Origin of the sequence: Rhodopseudomonas pseudopalustris (assembly GCF_900110435.1) — a bacterium.
Classification (GTDB): domain Bacteria; phylum Pseudomonadota; class Alphaproteobacteria; order Rhizobiales; family Xanthobacteraceae; genus Rhodopseudomonas; species Rhodopseudomonas pseudopalustris.
Map to the genome: position 1 here is coordinate 192,548 of NZ_FODT01000008.1, position 17,108 is coordinate 209,655.

A 17,108-nucleotide genomic window follows, 5' to 3' on the forward strand; every position below is an offset into this window, starting at 1 on the left:
TCTTTCTGTCCGTTAACTACCGGACGGTCCAATCTCAGAGCTTGATTTCGACGTCGACGCCGGCAGCGAGGTCGAGCTTCATCAAAGCATCGACGGTCTGCGGGGTCGGGTCGACGATGTCGAGAAGGCGCTTGTGAGTGCGCATCTCGAACTGCTCGCGGCTCTTCTTATCGACGTGCGGCGAACGGTTGACAGTGAATTTCTCGATCCGGGTCGGCAGCGGGATCGGCCCGCGCACCTGCGCACCGGTTCGCTTCGCGGTGTTGACGATCTCACGCGTCGACGTATCGAGAATCCGATGGTCAAACGCCTTGAGGCGAATGCGAATATTTTGGCCGTTCATTGCCGTATCTTTCTTCAGTGAGCCAATGGTGAGTAGTGAGTGGCGAACGAACCTCCGTCCGCCACTCTCTATTCGCTATTCGCCTTACTCGATGATCGAAGCGACGACGCCGGCGCCGACGGTGCGGCCGCCTTCGCGGATGGCGAAGCGCAGCTTCTCTTCCATCGCGATCGGCACGATCAGGTGCACTTCCATCGCGATGTTGTCGCCCGGCATCACCATCTCGGTGCCTTCCGGCAGATGAACCACGCCGGTCACGTCGGTGGTGCGGAAGTAGAACTGCGGACGGTAGTTGGTGAAGAACGGAGTGTGACGACCGCCCTCTTCCTTGGTCAGGATGTAGGCCTCGGCCTTGAACTTGGTGTGCGGCTTCACCGAACCCGGCTTGCACAGCACCTGGCCGCGCTCGACGTCCTCACGCTTGGTGCCGCGCAGCAGGCAGCCGATGTTGTCGCCGGCCTGGCCCTGATCGAGCAGCTTGCGGAACATTTCGACGCCGGTGCAGGTGGTCTTCTGCGTGTCGCGGATGCCGACGATCTCGATTTCCTCGCCGACCTTGACGATGCCGCGCTCGACGCGACCGGTCACCACGGTGCCGCGGCCCGAGATCGAGAACACGTCTTCCACCGGCATCAGGAACGGCTGGTCGATCGGACGCTCCGGCTGCGGAATGTAGGCGTCGACCGCCTTCATCAGCTCCAGGATCGCGTCATGGCCGAGCTTCGCATCCGAGTTCTCGAGCGCGGCGAGCGCCGAGCCCTTGACGATCGGAATGTCGTCGCCCGGGAAGTCGTACTTCGACAGCAGCTCGCGGACTTCCATCTCGACCAGCTCGAGCAGTTCCGGGTCGTCGACCATGTCGCACTTGTTCAGGAACACCACCAGCGCCGGAACGCCGACCTGGCGCGCCAGAAGGATGTGCTCGCGGGTCTGCGGCATCGGGCCGTCGGCCGCCGAAACCACCAGGATCGCGCCGTCCATCTGCGCCGCACCGGTGATCATGTTCTTCACGTAGTCGGCGTGGCCGGGGCAGTCGACATGCGCGTAGTGGCGATTGGTCGTCTCGTACTCGACGTGAGCCGTCGAGATCGTGATGCCACGCGCCTTCTCTTCCGGCGCCTTGTCGATCTGGTCATACGCCGTGAACGTCGCGCCGCCCGTCTCCGCCAGAACCTTGGTGATCGCCGCCGTCAGCGACGTCTTGCCATGGTCGACGTGACCGATCGTCCCGATGTTGCAATGCGGCTTGTTTCGTTCAAACTTTGCTTTGGCCATCGCTCTTCTCCGTTCAGTCGCAGCTTACGCCGGCGACAATCAGGCAAACTTCTTCTGGACTTCCGCCGACACATTGGCCGGGGCTTCCGCGTAGTGGTCGAACTGCATCGTGAAGGTCGCGCGACCCTGGCTCATCGAGCGCAGGTTGTTCACGTAACCGAACATGTTCATGAGCGGCACCATCGCATTGATGACGTTGGCATTGCCGCGCATGTCCTGACCCTGGATCTGGCCACGCCGCGAGTTGAGGTCGCCGATCACCGAGCCGGTGTAGTCTTCCGGCGTCACGACCTCGACCTTCATGATCGGCTCGAGAAGAACCGACTTGCCCTTCTGCAGAGCTTCACGGAACGCAGCACGCGAGGCGATTTCGAAGGCCAGCGCCGACGAGTCGACGTCGTGATACTTGCCGTCGATCAGCGACACCTTGACGTCGACCACGGGGAAGCCCGCGACCACGCCGGACGACAGCACGCTCTCGATGCCCTTCTCGACACCGGGGATGTATTCCTTCGGCACCGCGCCGCCGACGATCTTCGACTCGAACTCGTAGCCCTTGCCGGGCTCGTTCGGCTCGACGATGAACTTCACCGCAGCGAACTGACCGGTACCGCCGGTCTGCTTCTTATGGGTGTAGTCGACTTCAGCGCGCTTGGTGATGCGCTCGCGGAACGCCACCTGCGGCGCACCGATGTTCGCATCGACCTTGTAGGTCCGGCGCAAGATGTCGACCTTGATGTCGAGATGCAGTTCGCCCATCCCCTTGAGGATGGTCTGACCCGACTCGATATCGGTGGACACCCGGAACGACGGATCTTCCGCAGCGAGCTTCGCCAGCGCGACGCCGAGCTTTTCCTGGTCGGCCTTCGACTTCGGCTCGATCGCGATCTCGATCACCGGCTCCGGGAATTCCATCTTTTCGAGGATGACCGGCTTCGCGGGATCGCACAGCGTGTCGCCGGTGCGGGCTTCCTTGAGGCCCGCCAGCGCGACGATGTCGCCGGCATAGGCTTCCTTGATGTCTTCGCGGTTGTTGGCGTGCATCAGCAACATGCGGCCGATGCGCTCCTTCTTCTCGCGAGTCGAGTTCACCACGCCGGTGCCGCTCTGCAGAACGCCCGAGTAAATGCGGCAGAAAGTGATGGTGCCGACGAACGGGTCGTCCATGATCTTGAACGCGAGCAGAGCCAGCGGCTCCTTGTCGTCCGCCTGGCGCACGACTTCGTTGCCGTCATCGTCGATGCCCTTGATCGCCGGCACGTCGACCGGCGACGGCAGGTAATCGACCACGGCGTCGAGCAGCGGCTGCACGCCCTTGTTCTTGAAGGCCGAGCCGCACAGCACGGGATAGAACGCGCCGGTCAGCACCGCCTTGCGGATCAGCCGCTTCAGCGTCGCCTCTTCCGGCTCGTTGCCGTCCAGATACGCGGCCATCGCGTCGTCATCGAGCTCGACTGCGGCCTCGATCATCTTCTCGCGATATTCCTTGGCCTGCTCGAGCAGGTCATCCGGAATCTCGGCGTCCTCGAACTTGGCGCCGAGCGATTCATCGGTCCACACCACAGCCTTCATGCGGACGAGATCGATCAAGCCCTTGAAGTTGCTCTCCGAGCCGATCGGCAGCTGGATCGCAACCGGCTTGGCGCCGAGGCGGTCGATGATGTCCTGCAGGCACTTGAAGAAGTCGGCGCCGGTCTTGTCCATCTTGTTGGCGAAGACGATCCGCGGAACCTTGTACTTATCGCCCTGGCGCCAGACGGTCTCGGTCTGCGGTTCGACGCCCTGGTTGGAGTCGAGCACGCACACCGCGCCGTCGAGCACGCGCAGCGAACGCTCGACTTCGATGGTGAAGTCGACGTGGCCGGGGGTGTCGATGATGTTCAGACGCTTGCCGTTCCAGAACGCAGTGGTCGCAGCGGACGTGATCGTGATGCCACGCTCCTGCTCCTGCTCCATCCAATCCATCGTCGCGGCACCTTCGTGCACTTCGCCGATTCGGTGGCTCTTGCCGGTGTAATACAGGATGCGCTCGGTCGTCGTGGTCTTTCCAGCATCGATGTGAGCCATGATGCCGAAATTGCGATAGTCCTCGATGGCGTGAACGCGGGGCATGACGTCTTCCTTGATTCCGTTGCTTCGCCGTTACCAGCGATAGTGCGAGAACGCACGGTTGGCTTCCGCCATCTTGTGCACGTCTTCACGCTTCTTCACGGCGTTGCCGCGATTGTTCGAGGCATCGAGCAACTCAGCAGACAGCCGCTCGGTCATGGTCTTCTCGTTACGACCGCGGGCCGCAGTGATCAGCCAGCGAATGCCGAGCGCCTGACGCCGGGTGCTGCGCACTTCGACCGGCACCTGATAGGTGGCGCCGCCGACGCGACGGGAGCGGACCTCGATGGCCGGCATGACGTTGTCGAGCGCCTGCTCGAACACGCCCAGCGGCGGCTGCTTGGTCTTGGCCTCGATCAGATCGAGCGCGCCATAGACGATGCGCTCGGCGACCGACTTCTTGCCGGCGTACATCACCGAATTCATGAACTTGGTTACGACGATGTTTCCGAACTTCGGATCCGGAAGAACTTCGCGCTTTTCGGCCGCATGACGACGAGACATGGTTCAGTTTCCCGCTTACTTCGGACGCTTCGCGCCGTACTTCGAACGACGCTGCTTACGGTTCTTGACGCCCTGGGTATCGAGGACGCCGCGGAGAATGTGGTAGCGCACGCCCGGCAAATCCTTGACGCGGCCGCCGCGGATCATCACCACCGAGTGCTCTTGAAGGTTGTGGCCTTCACCCGGGATGTAACCGATCACCTCGAAGCCGTTGGTCAGACGAACCTTGGCGACCTTACGGAGCGCCGAGTTCGGCTTCTTCGGAGTCGTGGTGTAGACGCGGGTGCAGACGCCGCGCTTCTGCGGCGACTGCTGGAGCGCCGGAACCTTCTTGCGCGACTTCTGCACAACGCGCGGATTTGCGATCAGCTGGTTGATCGTCGGCATCTTCGCCTTCATCCTTAGCTTCGCGCGAAACCCTGACGGGCCTCGCAAAATTCGTTCGGGGCACCCGCCCCAGCGGCCGCCTCACATCGATCAGGCACGCCCGACCACGCAAAGCGAAATCGCGCCAGCCACTCATTTCTGAGCGGAAAGCGCTTCCATGCAACAGAGGACCGCAGCGTGAACCGGACAGCATTCGCTGACCGACCCGTACCGAGGTCATGCTTCCAAAACTGTCCTCAGGAGCAAACTGCTCAAGAGAACGCTGAACGTCCTGGCATTGCCTGGCTTATAGAGACAGCGTTTGAGCGTCTTGGGTCGAGGTTGGTGCCCGAAATCCGAAGAGGACATCCGGGTGATCCGTTCCGACGTTGGCGAAGCTCACCGCCTGTCTTGAAGTGCGCGGTTTTTATCGGTGCGCCCCACTCAAGTCAAGGCAAAACCGCGGCGATGGCGTTGTTCTGACGTCGCGCCCCCGCTCCGACCTATAATATACAAAATGCCCGCCATAAGCGGGTTTTCGTGAGGTCACGCGAAACCACAAAACCGAACCTATCGCTGCATTGCGACGTTCGGCGATCGCTGGATTCGAGTCGAAAACGACCGGTTTGGGCAGAATCGCGGCACGCTGCGGTCGACTCGGCGCCGCGATGCAGCACGAATCGGGTTAACGATTCGGTAAGAGCGGTTTTACCCGGGTAAATCTGCACCATTCCCTTGGTACGACCGCGAATCGCCCGTCGCCAGGGTCTGACCCGCGCGCGGGACCGAGGATTCCCAGGCCCGGGACCGAAGTGCAGACGACGCCTTCCACCTGCGCGCGCTGTCGACGTCACACAGCCTCGCCAGGCGCGCGTCGCTCTGGTGCGGTCCTGGTTCCCGGCTCGGCCAGGAACGCGCCTGGCGACCGCGCTGAAGGCCGGGAAGCGCCCAAGACGCCCGCCGGTCGGCCGGATCTCGGCGCATCATTTGGAACCGGCGGCATTGCGGCCGATCGCGCCACCGTGCTTACTGATCGGCGCCGGGCGGCCTCTGTAACGTGCCGACCGTCGGAAGGCAGGACAATCCGTGGCGGACGCGTGGCGATGCGTTCAGATCAGCAGGAAGCAAGCGTCCGGCGCGCGCGCGCCGCGCATTGGCGTTGCAGCGCGTTTCGCTTTGGCGACGCTTGTTTCGCTTCAACTAGCAGGCCTCGCATTCGGCAAGGATGGCGACGACGGCGAGGACCAGGACGCGGCCAAGCCGAGCGCGCCTCGGGTCTATCTTGATCTGCGGAGCTATTATTCGCGGGTGCCGTCCGGCGTGCTGTCGATCGGCTTGAGCAATCCGCCGGGCGCACTGTCGCAATTAGCGTCGCTGCACTCTCGGTCTCTGCCGTCGACCCAGGGCGTCGGGTTCGATGTGCCGCTGACCGTCGACCTGAACGATCAGGTTTCGCTCTATGGCGGCTTCAGCGCCACCGCCTCCAAGGCAGGCGATTTCGACTGGACAGCGCTTGCGGTCACGAGCTGGAACGTCGGACTCCAGGCCGATATCTATCAGCAGAACGGCGGCGCGATCCCGACGCTCACCGTGCAGTCGACGCTGACCCGCGTGGTGCCGTCCGGACCGCTCGCCACCACGGCGCTGAACACGATCCTGGAGGCAACCTACGCGCTCGACGCCGACGAAACCCGCGGATTTCTCGCCGGCGTGCAGTCCACGCTGATCGCGGTCGATTCGGATTTCGCGTCACTGCGGCCGAACTGGGTCGGCTGGCTCGGCGGCTTTTATCAGTGGGAGAACAACTGGAAAGCAACGGCCCGCGCCGGCCTGCAGTCGTTCGGCGGCGCGCAGCTTCTCAGACTTGCGCCGATCGAGCCGTTCACCCAGCCGATCCTGCGGCTCGATCTCGATCGCATGGACGACAACGACAACCGGCTGTTCGGCGTCACCGCACAGATCGCCTGGACGCCGAAGCCGGCCTATCAGCTGACCGTGCGGACGCCGCTGTATCTGACGAAGAACTGAGCGGTGACAAAATCCGTTTTACGGCGATCTTCAAACAGAGTTGCCGCTGTCTCCGCGGACGCGAGAGCGCGCGCACCTCGTCGCTTCAACGCTTTTGAAATGACATCAACGCCGGCTTTGATCGCTTCTCCGGCTCTAGAACGAATACTCCAGGCCGAACGTCAGCCCCTGAAATAGAGTGCTGGAGCGGCGATCGACGCCACGCGCGCTGACCGTGTTTGGAGTCGTCCACATCTGCTGAATCTGCCGCGGACCGAGCGCAACGCCGTCGAACCACAGCGCCTCGTAACCGAGCTTGAGGGAGGCCGCTTCGGTGAGACGATATTTCGCCACCAGCCCGCTCTCGGCGACGAAAGCCGCAGCGCTGGTAGCGGCCTCTGCCGGGTAGATCTGCTTCTGCATGCTCACCAGCGTGAGCTGTCTGGCGCGATTGTCGTAAACGCCCGCCTTGATCGATCCGCCGAGCGAGAACCGGCCGGCCTCCCACAGCGACGCGCTGGCGCCGATCTGGATGCCGTAGAGATTGTTGGTGGTCTCGGTCGTCCAGAACGGCGGATTGACGACGACCGGACTGCCGGGGACCGGCACCGCATCGGGCAGCCGGCTCGGAATTCTGAACTTCCACAGCGGCTGGCCGAGATCGGCCGGTTCCAGCGTGCCCTCCAGCCTGTCGCGCAGCCGCAACCAGCGGACGCCCGCGAGCAGCGTGACTCGCGGCGACAGTTCCACCCGCGCATTGGCTTCGATGCTGTGCAGGCTTGTGTCGTCCCGCCACACCATCGATTGATAGGCGTAGTCCTGGGTCTGCCAGAACGTGCCGGGGGCTTTCATCACCAGCCATTGCGCCGGGCTCTCGGGCCCCGTGGCTTTGACGGCCTTCAGCCCGAGAACGCTGAAATACGACAGCTCGGCGCCGACGCCGGACGGATCGCGATAGGCGAGTCCAACCTTCTGTCCGGCCGCGAGACGCTGATCGAGCTGGCCGCTGTTCAGGGCTTCCACACCAGCCACGTTGGTGGTGTTCGGGCCGACCGGCGTCCACCACGGCACGTCGCCGGGAACGAGCGAGACCAGCGGCTGACGGCCTGCGCCGGAGCGGCCGAGAAACAGCGCTTCGGCCGACACCGTCCAGCGCGGGCCATTGATCGGCTGACCCGGTCGTAACGGACGAACGCGCAGCGGATCAGCGGTCGTGGCCGTCTCTGCCGCCAGGGCCTTCAGGTCCTCGGCGTGCACCGCGGACGGAAGCAGCAGCGCAGCCGTCGCGGACAACACCGCCGACACCAGTACCACCGGCGCGCGTCCACAAATCGTTTGGCCCGAGGACCTGTCAGTCCGGCACCCTGCCATCGGCCGGATCCCCTCGCCGCAGCCGCTAAGGCACACATCCTTACATCGACGAGGCCCGATTCGGTTCCTCGTGCGTCTACCTACTTCGACCGAGCCGATTGAAATTCGGGAGGCGATGATGCGGCGCGTGTCTCCGGGTCGGATCAGTCGATCCGTCCCGATCACTCCTCATCGTCATCGTCCTCATCATCATCGTCGTCGTCATCGTGACGGCCGCCGCGGTTGCTGTGGGTCTGGTCGTCCCACAGTTTGCGGTAGACGCCGTCCTTGGCCAGCAGTTCTTTGTGGGAGCCGCGCTCGATCGCCTGGCCGTTGGAGATGACGATGATCTCGTCCATCTCGACCACCGAGGCGAGCCGGTGGGTCGAGAAGATCATGGTGCGGCCGCGCGCCAGCTTCAGCAGCGTCTTGTTGATCGCGGCCTCCGTGGTCTGGTCGAGCGCCGAGGTCGCCTCGTCGAGCAGCAGCACCGAGGGATCGCGCACGATCGCGCGCGCGATCGCGATGCGCTGGCGCTGGCCGCCCGACAGCGTGTCGCCGCGCTCGCCCACCAGCGTGTCGTATTTGGCCGGCAGGCTCATGATGTAGCGGTGGATCTCCGCCTTCTTGGCGGCCTGCTCGACCTCGGCGTCGGTGGCGCCTTCCTTGCCGAGCCGGATGTTTTCGCGGATCGACATGTTGAACAGCATGTTCTCCTGGAACACCACCGCCATGCTCTTCCGCAGCGACTCCATCGTCACCTTGCGGACGTCGACGCCGTCGACCGACACCCGCCCGTCGTCCGGCTGGTACAGCCGCAGCATCAGATTGAGCAGCGTGCTCTTGCCCGACCCGCTGGGACCGACGATGGCGATCGTTCTGCCGGCCTTGAGCTTGAGGCTGAGATTGTCCAGCACCGGCGTCTGCGCGCCCTCATAGGAGAAGGTCACGCGTTCGAACGCGATGTTGTCGGTGATGCGCGGCAGCTCCGCCGCGCCCGGCCGGTCGGCGCCCGGGGTCGGCTCGTCGAGCAGTTCCTCGATATGGCGCACCGCGGCGGCGGCCTGGATCGCCACCGGGATGAAATGCATCAGATGCGCGATGTTGTAGGACACCTCCCAGAACGCGCTTTCGAAGGTGACGAACGTGCCGATGGTGATCTGGCCCTTGGTCGCCAGATAGGCGCCGATCGCCAGCACGACCAAATGCAGCAACAGCACCGAGACGGTGACCGAACGCTCCACCATCGACGACAGAAACACCGCCTGCGCCGTCTTGTTGCGGGCGGCGTCGTTGCGCAGCGTGAAGAAGCCGAACATCTTGCGCTGCAGGCTGAACGCCTTGACCACCGCCTGCGCGCCGACGTTCTCCTGCGCCACGCCGAGCAGTCCGGCTTCCTGCACCTTGCGCTCGTAGTTCGCCTGAACCGCCTTCGGCGTCAGAATTCGCGGACCGATCAGCGTGATCGGGAAGATCAGCAGCGCGACCACCGCGAGCTGCCAGTTCAAGAACAGCATCAGGATGATGCCGGCGACGAGTTCGAGCAGCGGCAGCAGCGCGGTGTTGGCGAAGATCTGGACGGCGCTTTCGAACGCCGCCATGTCGATCGAGAACCGCGACAGGATCTCGCCGCGCTTGGTCTTGCCGAAATACGACGACGGCAGCCGCTGGACGTGGTCGAACAGCCGGTTGCGGACATCGGCGACGATCGACGCCGACAGCCGCGCATCCCAGCGCTCGTACCAGACCGCGACGATCGAGGTGAAGATGCCGGCGACCGCAAGCACCGACAGGATCTTGATCAGTTCCTGAAAGTCCTCCTCGCCGAGCGCGTCGTCGATCAGGAATTTGAGGCTGAGCGGCATGATCACGTTGAACAGCGTCTCGACGAGGACGCCGAACAGCACGAACGCGATCATCTTCCGATAGTTCGGCAGGATCGGCCGAACAAAGCGAGCGACGGTGGCGAGCGCGCCGGCGGCCTCGCGCGCGGTGAAGACGACGAGTTCCTCATCGTCGTCATCGTCGCCCAGCTTGTCGTCGTCGTCGTCATCCTCATCGTCGTCGTCATCGACGGCCGGTTTCGGCGGCGGGGCCTTCTTGTCGAGCGCTGGCTTCACCGGCGGCTTGGTGCTGGGAATCACGGCCGCGGTCTTGCCGACCGGCATCGCGAACTTCTCGTCGAGCGGCGACGCCGCGGCATCGCCCTCCCCGGGCTTTACGACGGCACCAGCGGGATCAGCGGCCGGCGTCTCGGCCGGATCGGTCGGTGGCTTGGCAGGCGGCTTTCGGGCCATTTATCGAACCGTGGATCGAACCGTGGGGAACGGCCAGCACGACCGCAATGACGAACGCCGTGACTCGTCGAGCCACGGCGTATCCTATAGCGTTTTCGCGCGAAGTGGGTACCGGTTCGCGTGAAGAAAACGCGTCAGAAAAAAGTTAGAGCTCTGGTTCTGATTCTATCAGAACCGGAGTTCTGAGCTATCATCTCGGGGCCGGCAAAGCGCTTAGTCTTCGTCGTCAACCTTGTCGAAAAAGGAATAGCGCAGGCTGTCGGCGTCGCCGTACCACTGCCCCGGCCCCTTGCCGGCCTTCAGCGTGGCTTCCCACAGCCTGTCGCTGCAGTCGTTGCGATGCAGAGCGAGATCGAAGCCGTTGTTGAAGAACAGTTCCGACCACTCCCACCAGGTGCCGAGTTTCTTCACGCCGCGCAGCAGGTCGTAGCGGTCGATGACGCCGGGATCCATGTCGCTGGTCACCGAGCCGAACACCAATCCGGTGCGGGTCACCCGGTTCAGTTCGCGGATCGCCTTGACCACGCGGTTGTCCGGGACGTGGCACAGGCAGGTCTCGAACACGAAGTCGAATTCGTCGTCCGCGAACGGCAAGTCGGCGATCGAGCCGAACGTGTTGAACGGCTTCAGCGCCTCCGGCGTCTTGGCGAGAATGCCGCGGTTGTTCTCGACGCCGTAGGCGTCGATGCCGCGCTCGCGCAGCGCGCCGACCAGTTCGCCGCTGGCGGAGCCGGCGACCAGCAGCTTCTTGCCCTGCGGCTTGTCCCAGACGGTCTGGATCATCTCCAGCAGATAGTCCGGATTGGTGAACCGGTTCCAGACCTCGCGATAAGGCCCCTGATTGCGATAATTCTCGAAATACGACGCGTCGATCTTGTCGGACCAGGCCTTGTCCGAAGAAGCCTTGCCCGCGAGCGAGCGGGCGCGGCGCAGCTTCATCGTCTCGGTGACGATGATGTCGGTGGCGGCGTCGGACGAATCCAGCAGCCCGTTCAGCGTCGAGTCGAACAGATAGTCACCGACCACCACGAAGCCCGGATGGTTCTTCGGTTCCGGCCGGTGATTGGTCATCACGTCGCGCACCGGCAGGCCGCCGGGAATGCAGTTCACGGAAGACAGCCAGCGATGGGTCTTGCCCTCGAGGAAGTGGTCGCGCGCATCGCCGAACGCGGTCGGCAGCGACTTCAGCGCCAGATCGATCAGTTCCTGATCGTTCAGATTCGAGAACGCCAGCGCGTCCGAGCCGGCCACCAGCCAGTTCAGCACGCCATATTTGCCGACGTCGTGGCGCGAGCCTTCGTTGTAGACGCAGCAGCCGCCGAACGCCTCGGACATGAACCACGAGCCCTCGATCTGGTCGCCCCAGAAAGGCTGGTCGAACAGGATCGAAATCCGCAGATAGTGCGCCGGGCGGTCGAAATAGGCGACGTGCTTGACCATCGCCTTGCGCAGCTGCTCGTCGCCCCAGCCGATGGTGGCGAGCCAATTGTGCGGCAGGCACATCAGCACGAGATCGAAGTCTCGCGTCTCCGGCCCCTTGCCGTTCATCATGTTCAGCGCGTAGCGGCCGCTCTCGGTCTTGCCGACCTTGAGAATGCGGTGGTTGAGCTGGATCTCGGCGTCGACCTCGGAGCGCAGCCCCTCGATCAGCTGCTCGTTGCCGTTCTGGATCGAATACAGGCCGATATAGCCTTCGATATCCATCACGAAATTCTTCAGGGCGTTGAGGCCGTTGGTGTTGTGGCTCTCGGTCGCGATATCGGACTTCGCCATCACCTTGATGAAGCGTTTGGCGATCGGATCGTCGATCTCCTTGTCGAGCAGCTGCTCGCAGCTGGTCCAGGCCCAGGGATGCTCGTTATCGTGCGCGCCGACGCCCTCGTAATAGTGCAGCGGCGAGACCATCTCGCTGCACTTCTGGCGGAAGGCGAGGATCGAGTCGGCGGTCTTGTCGCCGTACTTCTTGCGCATCCCGGGAACGTCGCCGAGCAATTCGCCATCGAGTTGAACCTGCTCGGCGTCCATCGGGATGGTCTGTAACCCGAAATGCTGCACCAGTTCGCGTAACGGGTCCGGCCCGGTCATCGAGTAATCGTATAGTTCGGCGACGCCGGCTTCGTAGAGCGCGGGCGCAGTATCGAAGGTTCGGGAGACGATCTTGCCGCCGAGCCGGTCGGACGCCTCGAAGATCGTGACACGGCACAGCGGGCCGAGCTTCTTCTTCAGGTACCAGGCGCTCATCAGACCGCCGGGGCCACCACCTACGATTGCAAGGTCAAACATCTGAATCTTTCAACGCTCGGCGCAAGCCGCTCGGCCGCGCTGCCAAGTTCCGATCCGCTTCGCCGGCGCCCGGGCAATCGATTCTCTGCGAAAATCAGCTTTCGTTCAATGGCTTAACTGATTCTGACGTCGAATCGAGGTTCCTGATCGAAGGATCGCATCATTCATGAACAGCAAGGCGCTTTTCACCTGAAGGGAAGATGAACGGAGCGCCAAAGCGCGCCGAAAAGCCGATTTGGCATGAAAAAGGCCGGCTTTCGCCGGCCTTTTCAGGTTTGCTTCGCAGAAGCGGTGTTACTCGGCCGGCGGCAGCGCCAGCGGCTCGGCTTCCGGAGCGGCCGGCGGTACGATGGTCGCCTGCTTCTCGCGCTCGTCGAGGATCATGCGATCCCGCTTCATCGCGACTTCGCGGATCTTGGCCATCGAGGCGCCGGTGCCAGCCGGAATCAGCCGGCCGACGATGACGTTTTCCTTGAGGCCTTCCAGCGGGTCCACCTTGCCGTTGACGGCGGCTTCGGTGAGCACGCGGGTGGTCTCCTGGAACGACGCCGCCGAGAAGAACGAGCGGGTCTGCAAGCTCGCTTTGGTGATGCCGAGCAGAACCGGCGTTCCCGTGGCGATCTTCTTGCCCTCGTCCCTCGCTTTGACGTTGAGCTGGTCGAACTCGATCTTGTCGATCTGTTCGCCCGAGATCATGTCGGTCTCGCCCTGGTCGGTGATCTCGACCTTCTGCAGCATCTGGCGAACGATCACCTCGATGTGCTTGTCGTTGATCAACACGCCCTGGAGTCGATAGACCTCCTGGATTTCGTTGACCAGATAGGCAGCGAGTTCCTCGATGCCCTTGATCGCCAGGATGTCGTGCGGCGCCGGGTTGCCTTCGACGATGAAGTCGCCCTTTTCGACGATGTCGCCGTCCTGAAGGTGGATGTGCTTGCCCTTCGGGATCAGGTACTCGCGCGCCTCTTCTTCCTTGTCCATCGGCTCGATCGAGATCCGACGCTTGTTCTTGTAGTCGCGTCCGAACCGGATGGTGCCGGCGATTTCGGCGATGATCGCGGCGTCCTTCGGCTTGCGGGCCTCGAACAGTTCCGCAACGCGCGGCAGACCGCCGGTGATGTCGCGGGTCTTCGCGCTCTCGGTCGAGATACGCGCGAGAATGTCGCCCGGCTTCACCTTGGCGCCGACGTCGACCGACAGGATGGCGTCGACCGACAGCATGTAGCGGGCGTCGCCGCCGCGCGCCAGCTTCAGCACCTTGCCGTCCTTGCCCTTGATCACGATCGCCGGACGCAGATCCGCGCCGCCGCGGGTCGAGCGCCAGTCGATCACGATACGCTTGGCGATACCGGTGGATTCGTCGAGCGTTTCCGAGATCGACTGATCTTCGATCAGATCCTCGAAATCGATCGTACCTTCGACCTCGGTCAGAACCGGTCGGCTGTACGGGTCCCACTCGGCGATGCGATGGCCGCGCTTGATCGTATCGCCCTCGTCGACGTGCATCCGCGCGCCGTACTGGATGCGATGGGTCGCACGCTCGGTGCCATCCGGGTCGACGATCGCAACGACCATGTTGCGGACCATCGCCACGTTGTGGTTCTCGCCGTTCCGGGCGATCGCCTTGTTCTTGATGACGACCTTACCCTCGAAGTTCGACTCGATCACCGATTGCTCGTTGATCTGCGCCGCACCGCCGATGTGGAAGGTACGCATCGTGAGCTGCGTGCCCGGCTCGCCGATCGACTGCGCCGCGATGACGCCGACCGCCTCGCCGTGGTTGACCGGCGTGCCGCGGGCGAGATCGCGCCCATAGCACTTTCCGCAGATGCCGTTGACCAGCTCGCAGGTCAGCGCCGAGCGGATCTTCACTTCCTGGACGCCGGCCTGGTGGATCGCTTCGATATCGCGCTCCTCCATCAGCTCGCCCTTCTTGACGATCACCTCGTTGGTCTGCGGATCGCGCACGTCTTCGCCCGCGGTGCGGCCGAGGATGCGGGAGCCGAGCGACGCCACCACGGTGCCGGCGTCGATGATCGCCCGCATCTTGATGCCGAGCGAGGTGCCGCAATCATCCTGGGTGATGATGCAGTCCTGCGCCACGTCGACCAGACGGCGGGTCAGGTAACCCGAGTTCGCGGTCTTCAACGCGGTGTCGGCGAGACCCTTACGGGCGCCGTGGGTCGAGTTGAAGTATTCGAGAACCGAGAGGCCTTCCTTGAAGTTCGAGATGATCGGCGTCTCGATGATCTCACCCGACGGCTTGGCCATCAGGCCGCGCATACCGGCGAGCTGACGCATCTGCGCCGGCGAACCACGCGCACCGGAGTGGGCCATCATGTAGATCGAGTTGACCTGGCTCTCCGCGCCCGAAGCACTCTTCCGGACCGCGGAGATTTCCTTCATCATCTCCTTGGCGATTTCCTCGGTGGCCTTCGACCAGGCGTCGACCACCTTGTTGTACTTCTCGCCGTGGGTGATCAGACCGTCGTTGTACTGCTGCTCGAAATCCTTCGCGAGCGTACGGGTGGTGTCGACGATCTTCCACTTCGAGGCCGGCACGACCATGTCGTCCTTGCCGAACGAAATGCCCGCCTTGAAAGCGTTGAAGAAGCCGAGCGCCATGATGCGGTCGCAGAAGATCACCGTCTCCTTCTGGCCGCAGTGACGATAGACCTGATCGATGACGCTCGAGATCTCGCGCTTCGTCATCAGCTTGTTGATGGTCTCGTAAGGCAGCTTCACCGACTTCGGCAGAACCTGACCGAGCAGGATGCGGCCCGCGGTGGTCTCGATCAGACGCTTGTACGGCTTGCCCTCGTCGTCGAGGGAATCCCAGCGATACTTGATCTTGGTGTGGAGGTGGATGACCTTGGCGTGCAGCGCGTGTTCCAGCTCCGCGAGATCGCCGAACACCTTGCCCTCGCCCGGCAGCCCTTCCCGCAGGATCGACAGATAGTACAGGCCGAGCACGATGTCCTGCGACGGCACGATGATCGGCTGGCCGTTCGCGGGATGCAGGATGTTGTTGGTCGACATCATCAGCACGCGCGCTTCCAGCTGCGCTTCGAGCGACAGCGGGACGTGCACGGCCATCTGGTCGCCGTCGAAGTCGGCGTTGAACGCGGCGCAGACCAGCGGGTGAAGCTGGATCGCCTTGCCCTCGATCAGCACCGGCTCGAACGCCTGGATGCCCAGGCGATGCAGCGTCGGCGCGCGGTTGAGCAGCACCGGATGCTCGCGGATCACCTCGTCGAGGATGTCCCAGACCTCGGGACGCTCCTTCTCGACCAGCTTCTTCGCCTGCTTCACGGTGGTCGACAGACCCTTGGCGTCGAGCCGCGAATAGATGAACGGCTTGAACAGTTCGAGCGCCATCTTCTTCGGCAGGCCGCACTGGTGCAGCTTGAGCTCCGGACCGACCACGATCACCGAACGGCCGGAATAGTCGACGCGCTTGCCGAGCAGGTTCTGACGGAACCGGCCCTGCTTGCCCTTCAGCATGTCGGCCAGCGACTTCAGCGGACGCTTGTTGGCGCCGGTGATGACGCGGCCGCGGCGGCCGTTGTCGAACAGCGCGTCGACGGCCTCCTGCAGCATACGCTTTTCGTTGCGGATGATGATGTCCGGCGCGCGCAGCTCCATCAGCCGCTTCAAGCGGTTGTTACGGTTGATGACGCGGCGGTACAGGTCGTTGAGATCGGAGGTCGCGAAGCGGCCGCCGTCGAGCGGCACCAGCGGCCGCAGGTCCGGCGGAATCACCGGCACCACGGTCAGGATCATCCACTCCGGCTTGTTGCCGGAGTAGCGGAACGCCTCGACGATCTTCAGCCGCTTGGCGAGCTTCTTGTGCTTGATGTCGCTGTCGGTCTCGGCCATCTCGACGCGCAGCTGCGCATCGATCTTTTCGAGCTCGAGCCCCTTCAGCAATTCGCGGATCGCTTCGGCGCCGATCATGGCGGTGAAGCTGTCCTGGCCGTATTGGTCCTGGGCGCGCAGATACTCTTCCTCGGACAGGAGCTGACGCTCCTTGAGGTCGGTCAGGCCCGGCTCGAGCACGACGTAGTATTCGAAATACAGAATCCGCTCGAGATCCTTCAGCGTCATGTCGAGCAACTGCCCGATCCGCGACGGCAAGGACTTCAGGAACCAGATGTGGGCGACCGGCGCGGCCAGCTCGATGTGGCCCATGCGCTCGCGACGGACGCGGGAGAGCGTCACTTCGACCGAGCACTTCTCGCAGATGATGCCCTTGTACTTCATCCGCTTGTACTTGCCGCACAAGCACTCGTAGTCCTTGATCGGCCCGAAGATGCGGGCGCAGAACAGGCCGTCACGCTCGGGCTTGAAGGTGCGGTAGTTGATGGTTTCCGGCTTCTTGATCTCGCCGTAGGACCACGACAGAATCTTCTCCGGCGACGCGATCGAGATCCGGATCTGGTCGAAGACCTGAGCCGGCGTCGTCGGATTGAACAGATTCATGATTTCTTGGTTCATCGTCTTCTCCTCGCGTACCGATCGTCACCGGCAGCAAATTCGAATTTCTCAGGGTCGCTCCCGTCCGCGCGCATCGC

General features: G+C 63.2%; 10 protein-coding genes. 1 reads left to right on the top strand and 9 read right to left on the bottom strand.

Going from position 1 to position 17,108, the window contains the following annotated elements:
* Positions 1–34 precede the first annotated feature (34 nt).
* The 5 genes from rpsJ to rpsL all read right to left on the bottom strand — a co-directional run bounded on the left by rpsJ (position 35) and on the right by rpsL (position 4,618).
* Complete coding sequence (gene rpsJ, locus BMY71_RS17045) at positions 35–343, bottom strand: 30S ribosomal protein S10 (protein ID WP_002712302.1); 309 nt, start codon at positions 341–343, stop codon at positions 35–37.
* An 84-nt stretch (positions 344–427) separates the two neighbouring features.
* Entirely contained in the window at positions 428–1,618 is a 1,191-nt protein-coding gene (gene tuf, locus BMY71_RS17050) for an elongation factor Tu (protein WP_011503581.1), read from the bottom strand.
* A 39-nt stretch (positions 1,619–1,657) separates the two neighbouring features.
* Positions 1,658–3,730, bottom strand: coding sequence for an elongation factor G (gene fusA, locus BMY71_RS17055; protein ID WP_092685302.1), 2,073 nt, complete (start codon positions 3,728–3,730; stop codon positions 1,658–1,660).
* Between the two features lie 30 nt (positions 3,731–3,760).
* Positions 3,761–4,231 (bottom strand): 30S ribosomal protein S7, encoded by a 471-nt coding sequence (gene rpsG / locus BMY71_RS17060; protein WP_011503583.1) that lies wholly within the window; start codon positions 4,229–4,231, stop codon positions 3,761–3,763.
* A gap of 15 nt (positions 4,232–4,246) precedes the next feature.
* Positions 4,247–4,618, bottom strand: a complete 372-nt coding sequence (gene rpsL, locus BMY71_RS17065; protein WP_008969396.1) for a 30S ribosomal protein S12 — start codon at positions 4,616–4,618, stop codon at positions 4,247–4,249.
* Between the two features lie 1,155 nt (positions 4,619–5,773).
* Here rpsL and BMY71_RS17070 point away from each other — a divergent pair.
* The gene (locus BMY71_RS17070) at positions 5,774–6,625 is read left to right on the top strand and encodes a hypothetical protein (protein ID WP_244526086.1); all 852 of its coding nucleotides are present in this window, start codon (positions 5,774–5,776) and stop codon (positions 6,623–6,625) included.
* 135 nt (positions 6,626–6,760) lie between these two features.
* On the opposite strand, the gene BMY71_RS17075 is transcribed toward BMY71_RS17070, so the two are convergent.
* From BMY71_RS17075 to rpoC, 4 genes are all read right to left on the bottom strand, one after another.
* A complete protein-coding gene (locus tag BMY71_RS17075; RefSeq protein WP_244526087.1) occupies positions 6,761–7,918 on the bottom strand; it encodes a hypothetical protein in 1,158 nt (385 codons plus the stop codon).
* A gap of 218 nt (positions 7,919–8,136) precedes the next feature.
* Positions 8,137–10,251: an ABC transporter ATP-binding protein gene (locus tag BMY71_RS17080; RefSeq protein WP_175557699.1), complete on the bottom strand. Its 2,115-nt coding sequence runs from the start codon at positions 10,249–10,251 to the stop codon at positions 8,137–8,139.
* A 213-nt stretch (positions 10,252–10,464) separates the two neighbouring features.
* Entirely contained in the window at positions 10,465–12,534 is a 2,070-nt protein-coding gene (locus BMY71_RS17085) for an FAD-dependent oxidoreductase (protein ID WP_092685308.1), read from the bottom strand.
* A 294-nt stretch (positions 12,535–12,828) separates the two neighbouring features.
* Positions 12,829–17,031 (bottom strand): DNA-directed RNA polymerase subunit beta', encoded by a 4,203-nt coding sequence (gene rpoC / locus BMY71_RS17090; RefSeq protein WP_092685310.1) that lies wholly within the window; start codon positions 17,029–17,031, stop codon positions 12,829–12,831.
* Positions 17,032–17,108: the final 77 nt, after the last annotated feature.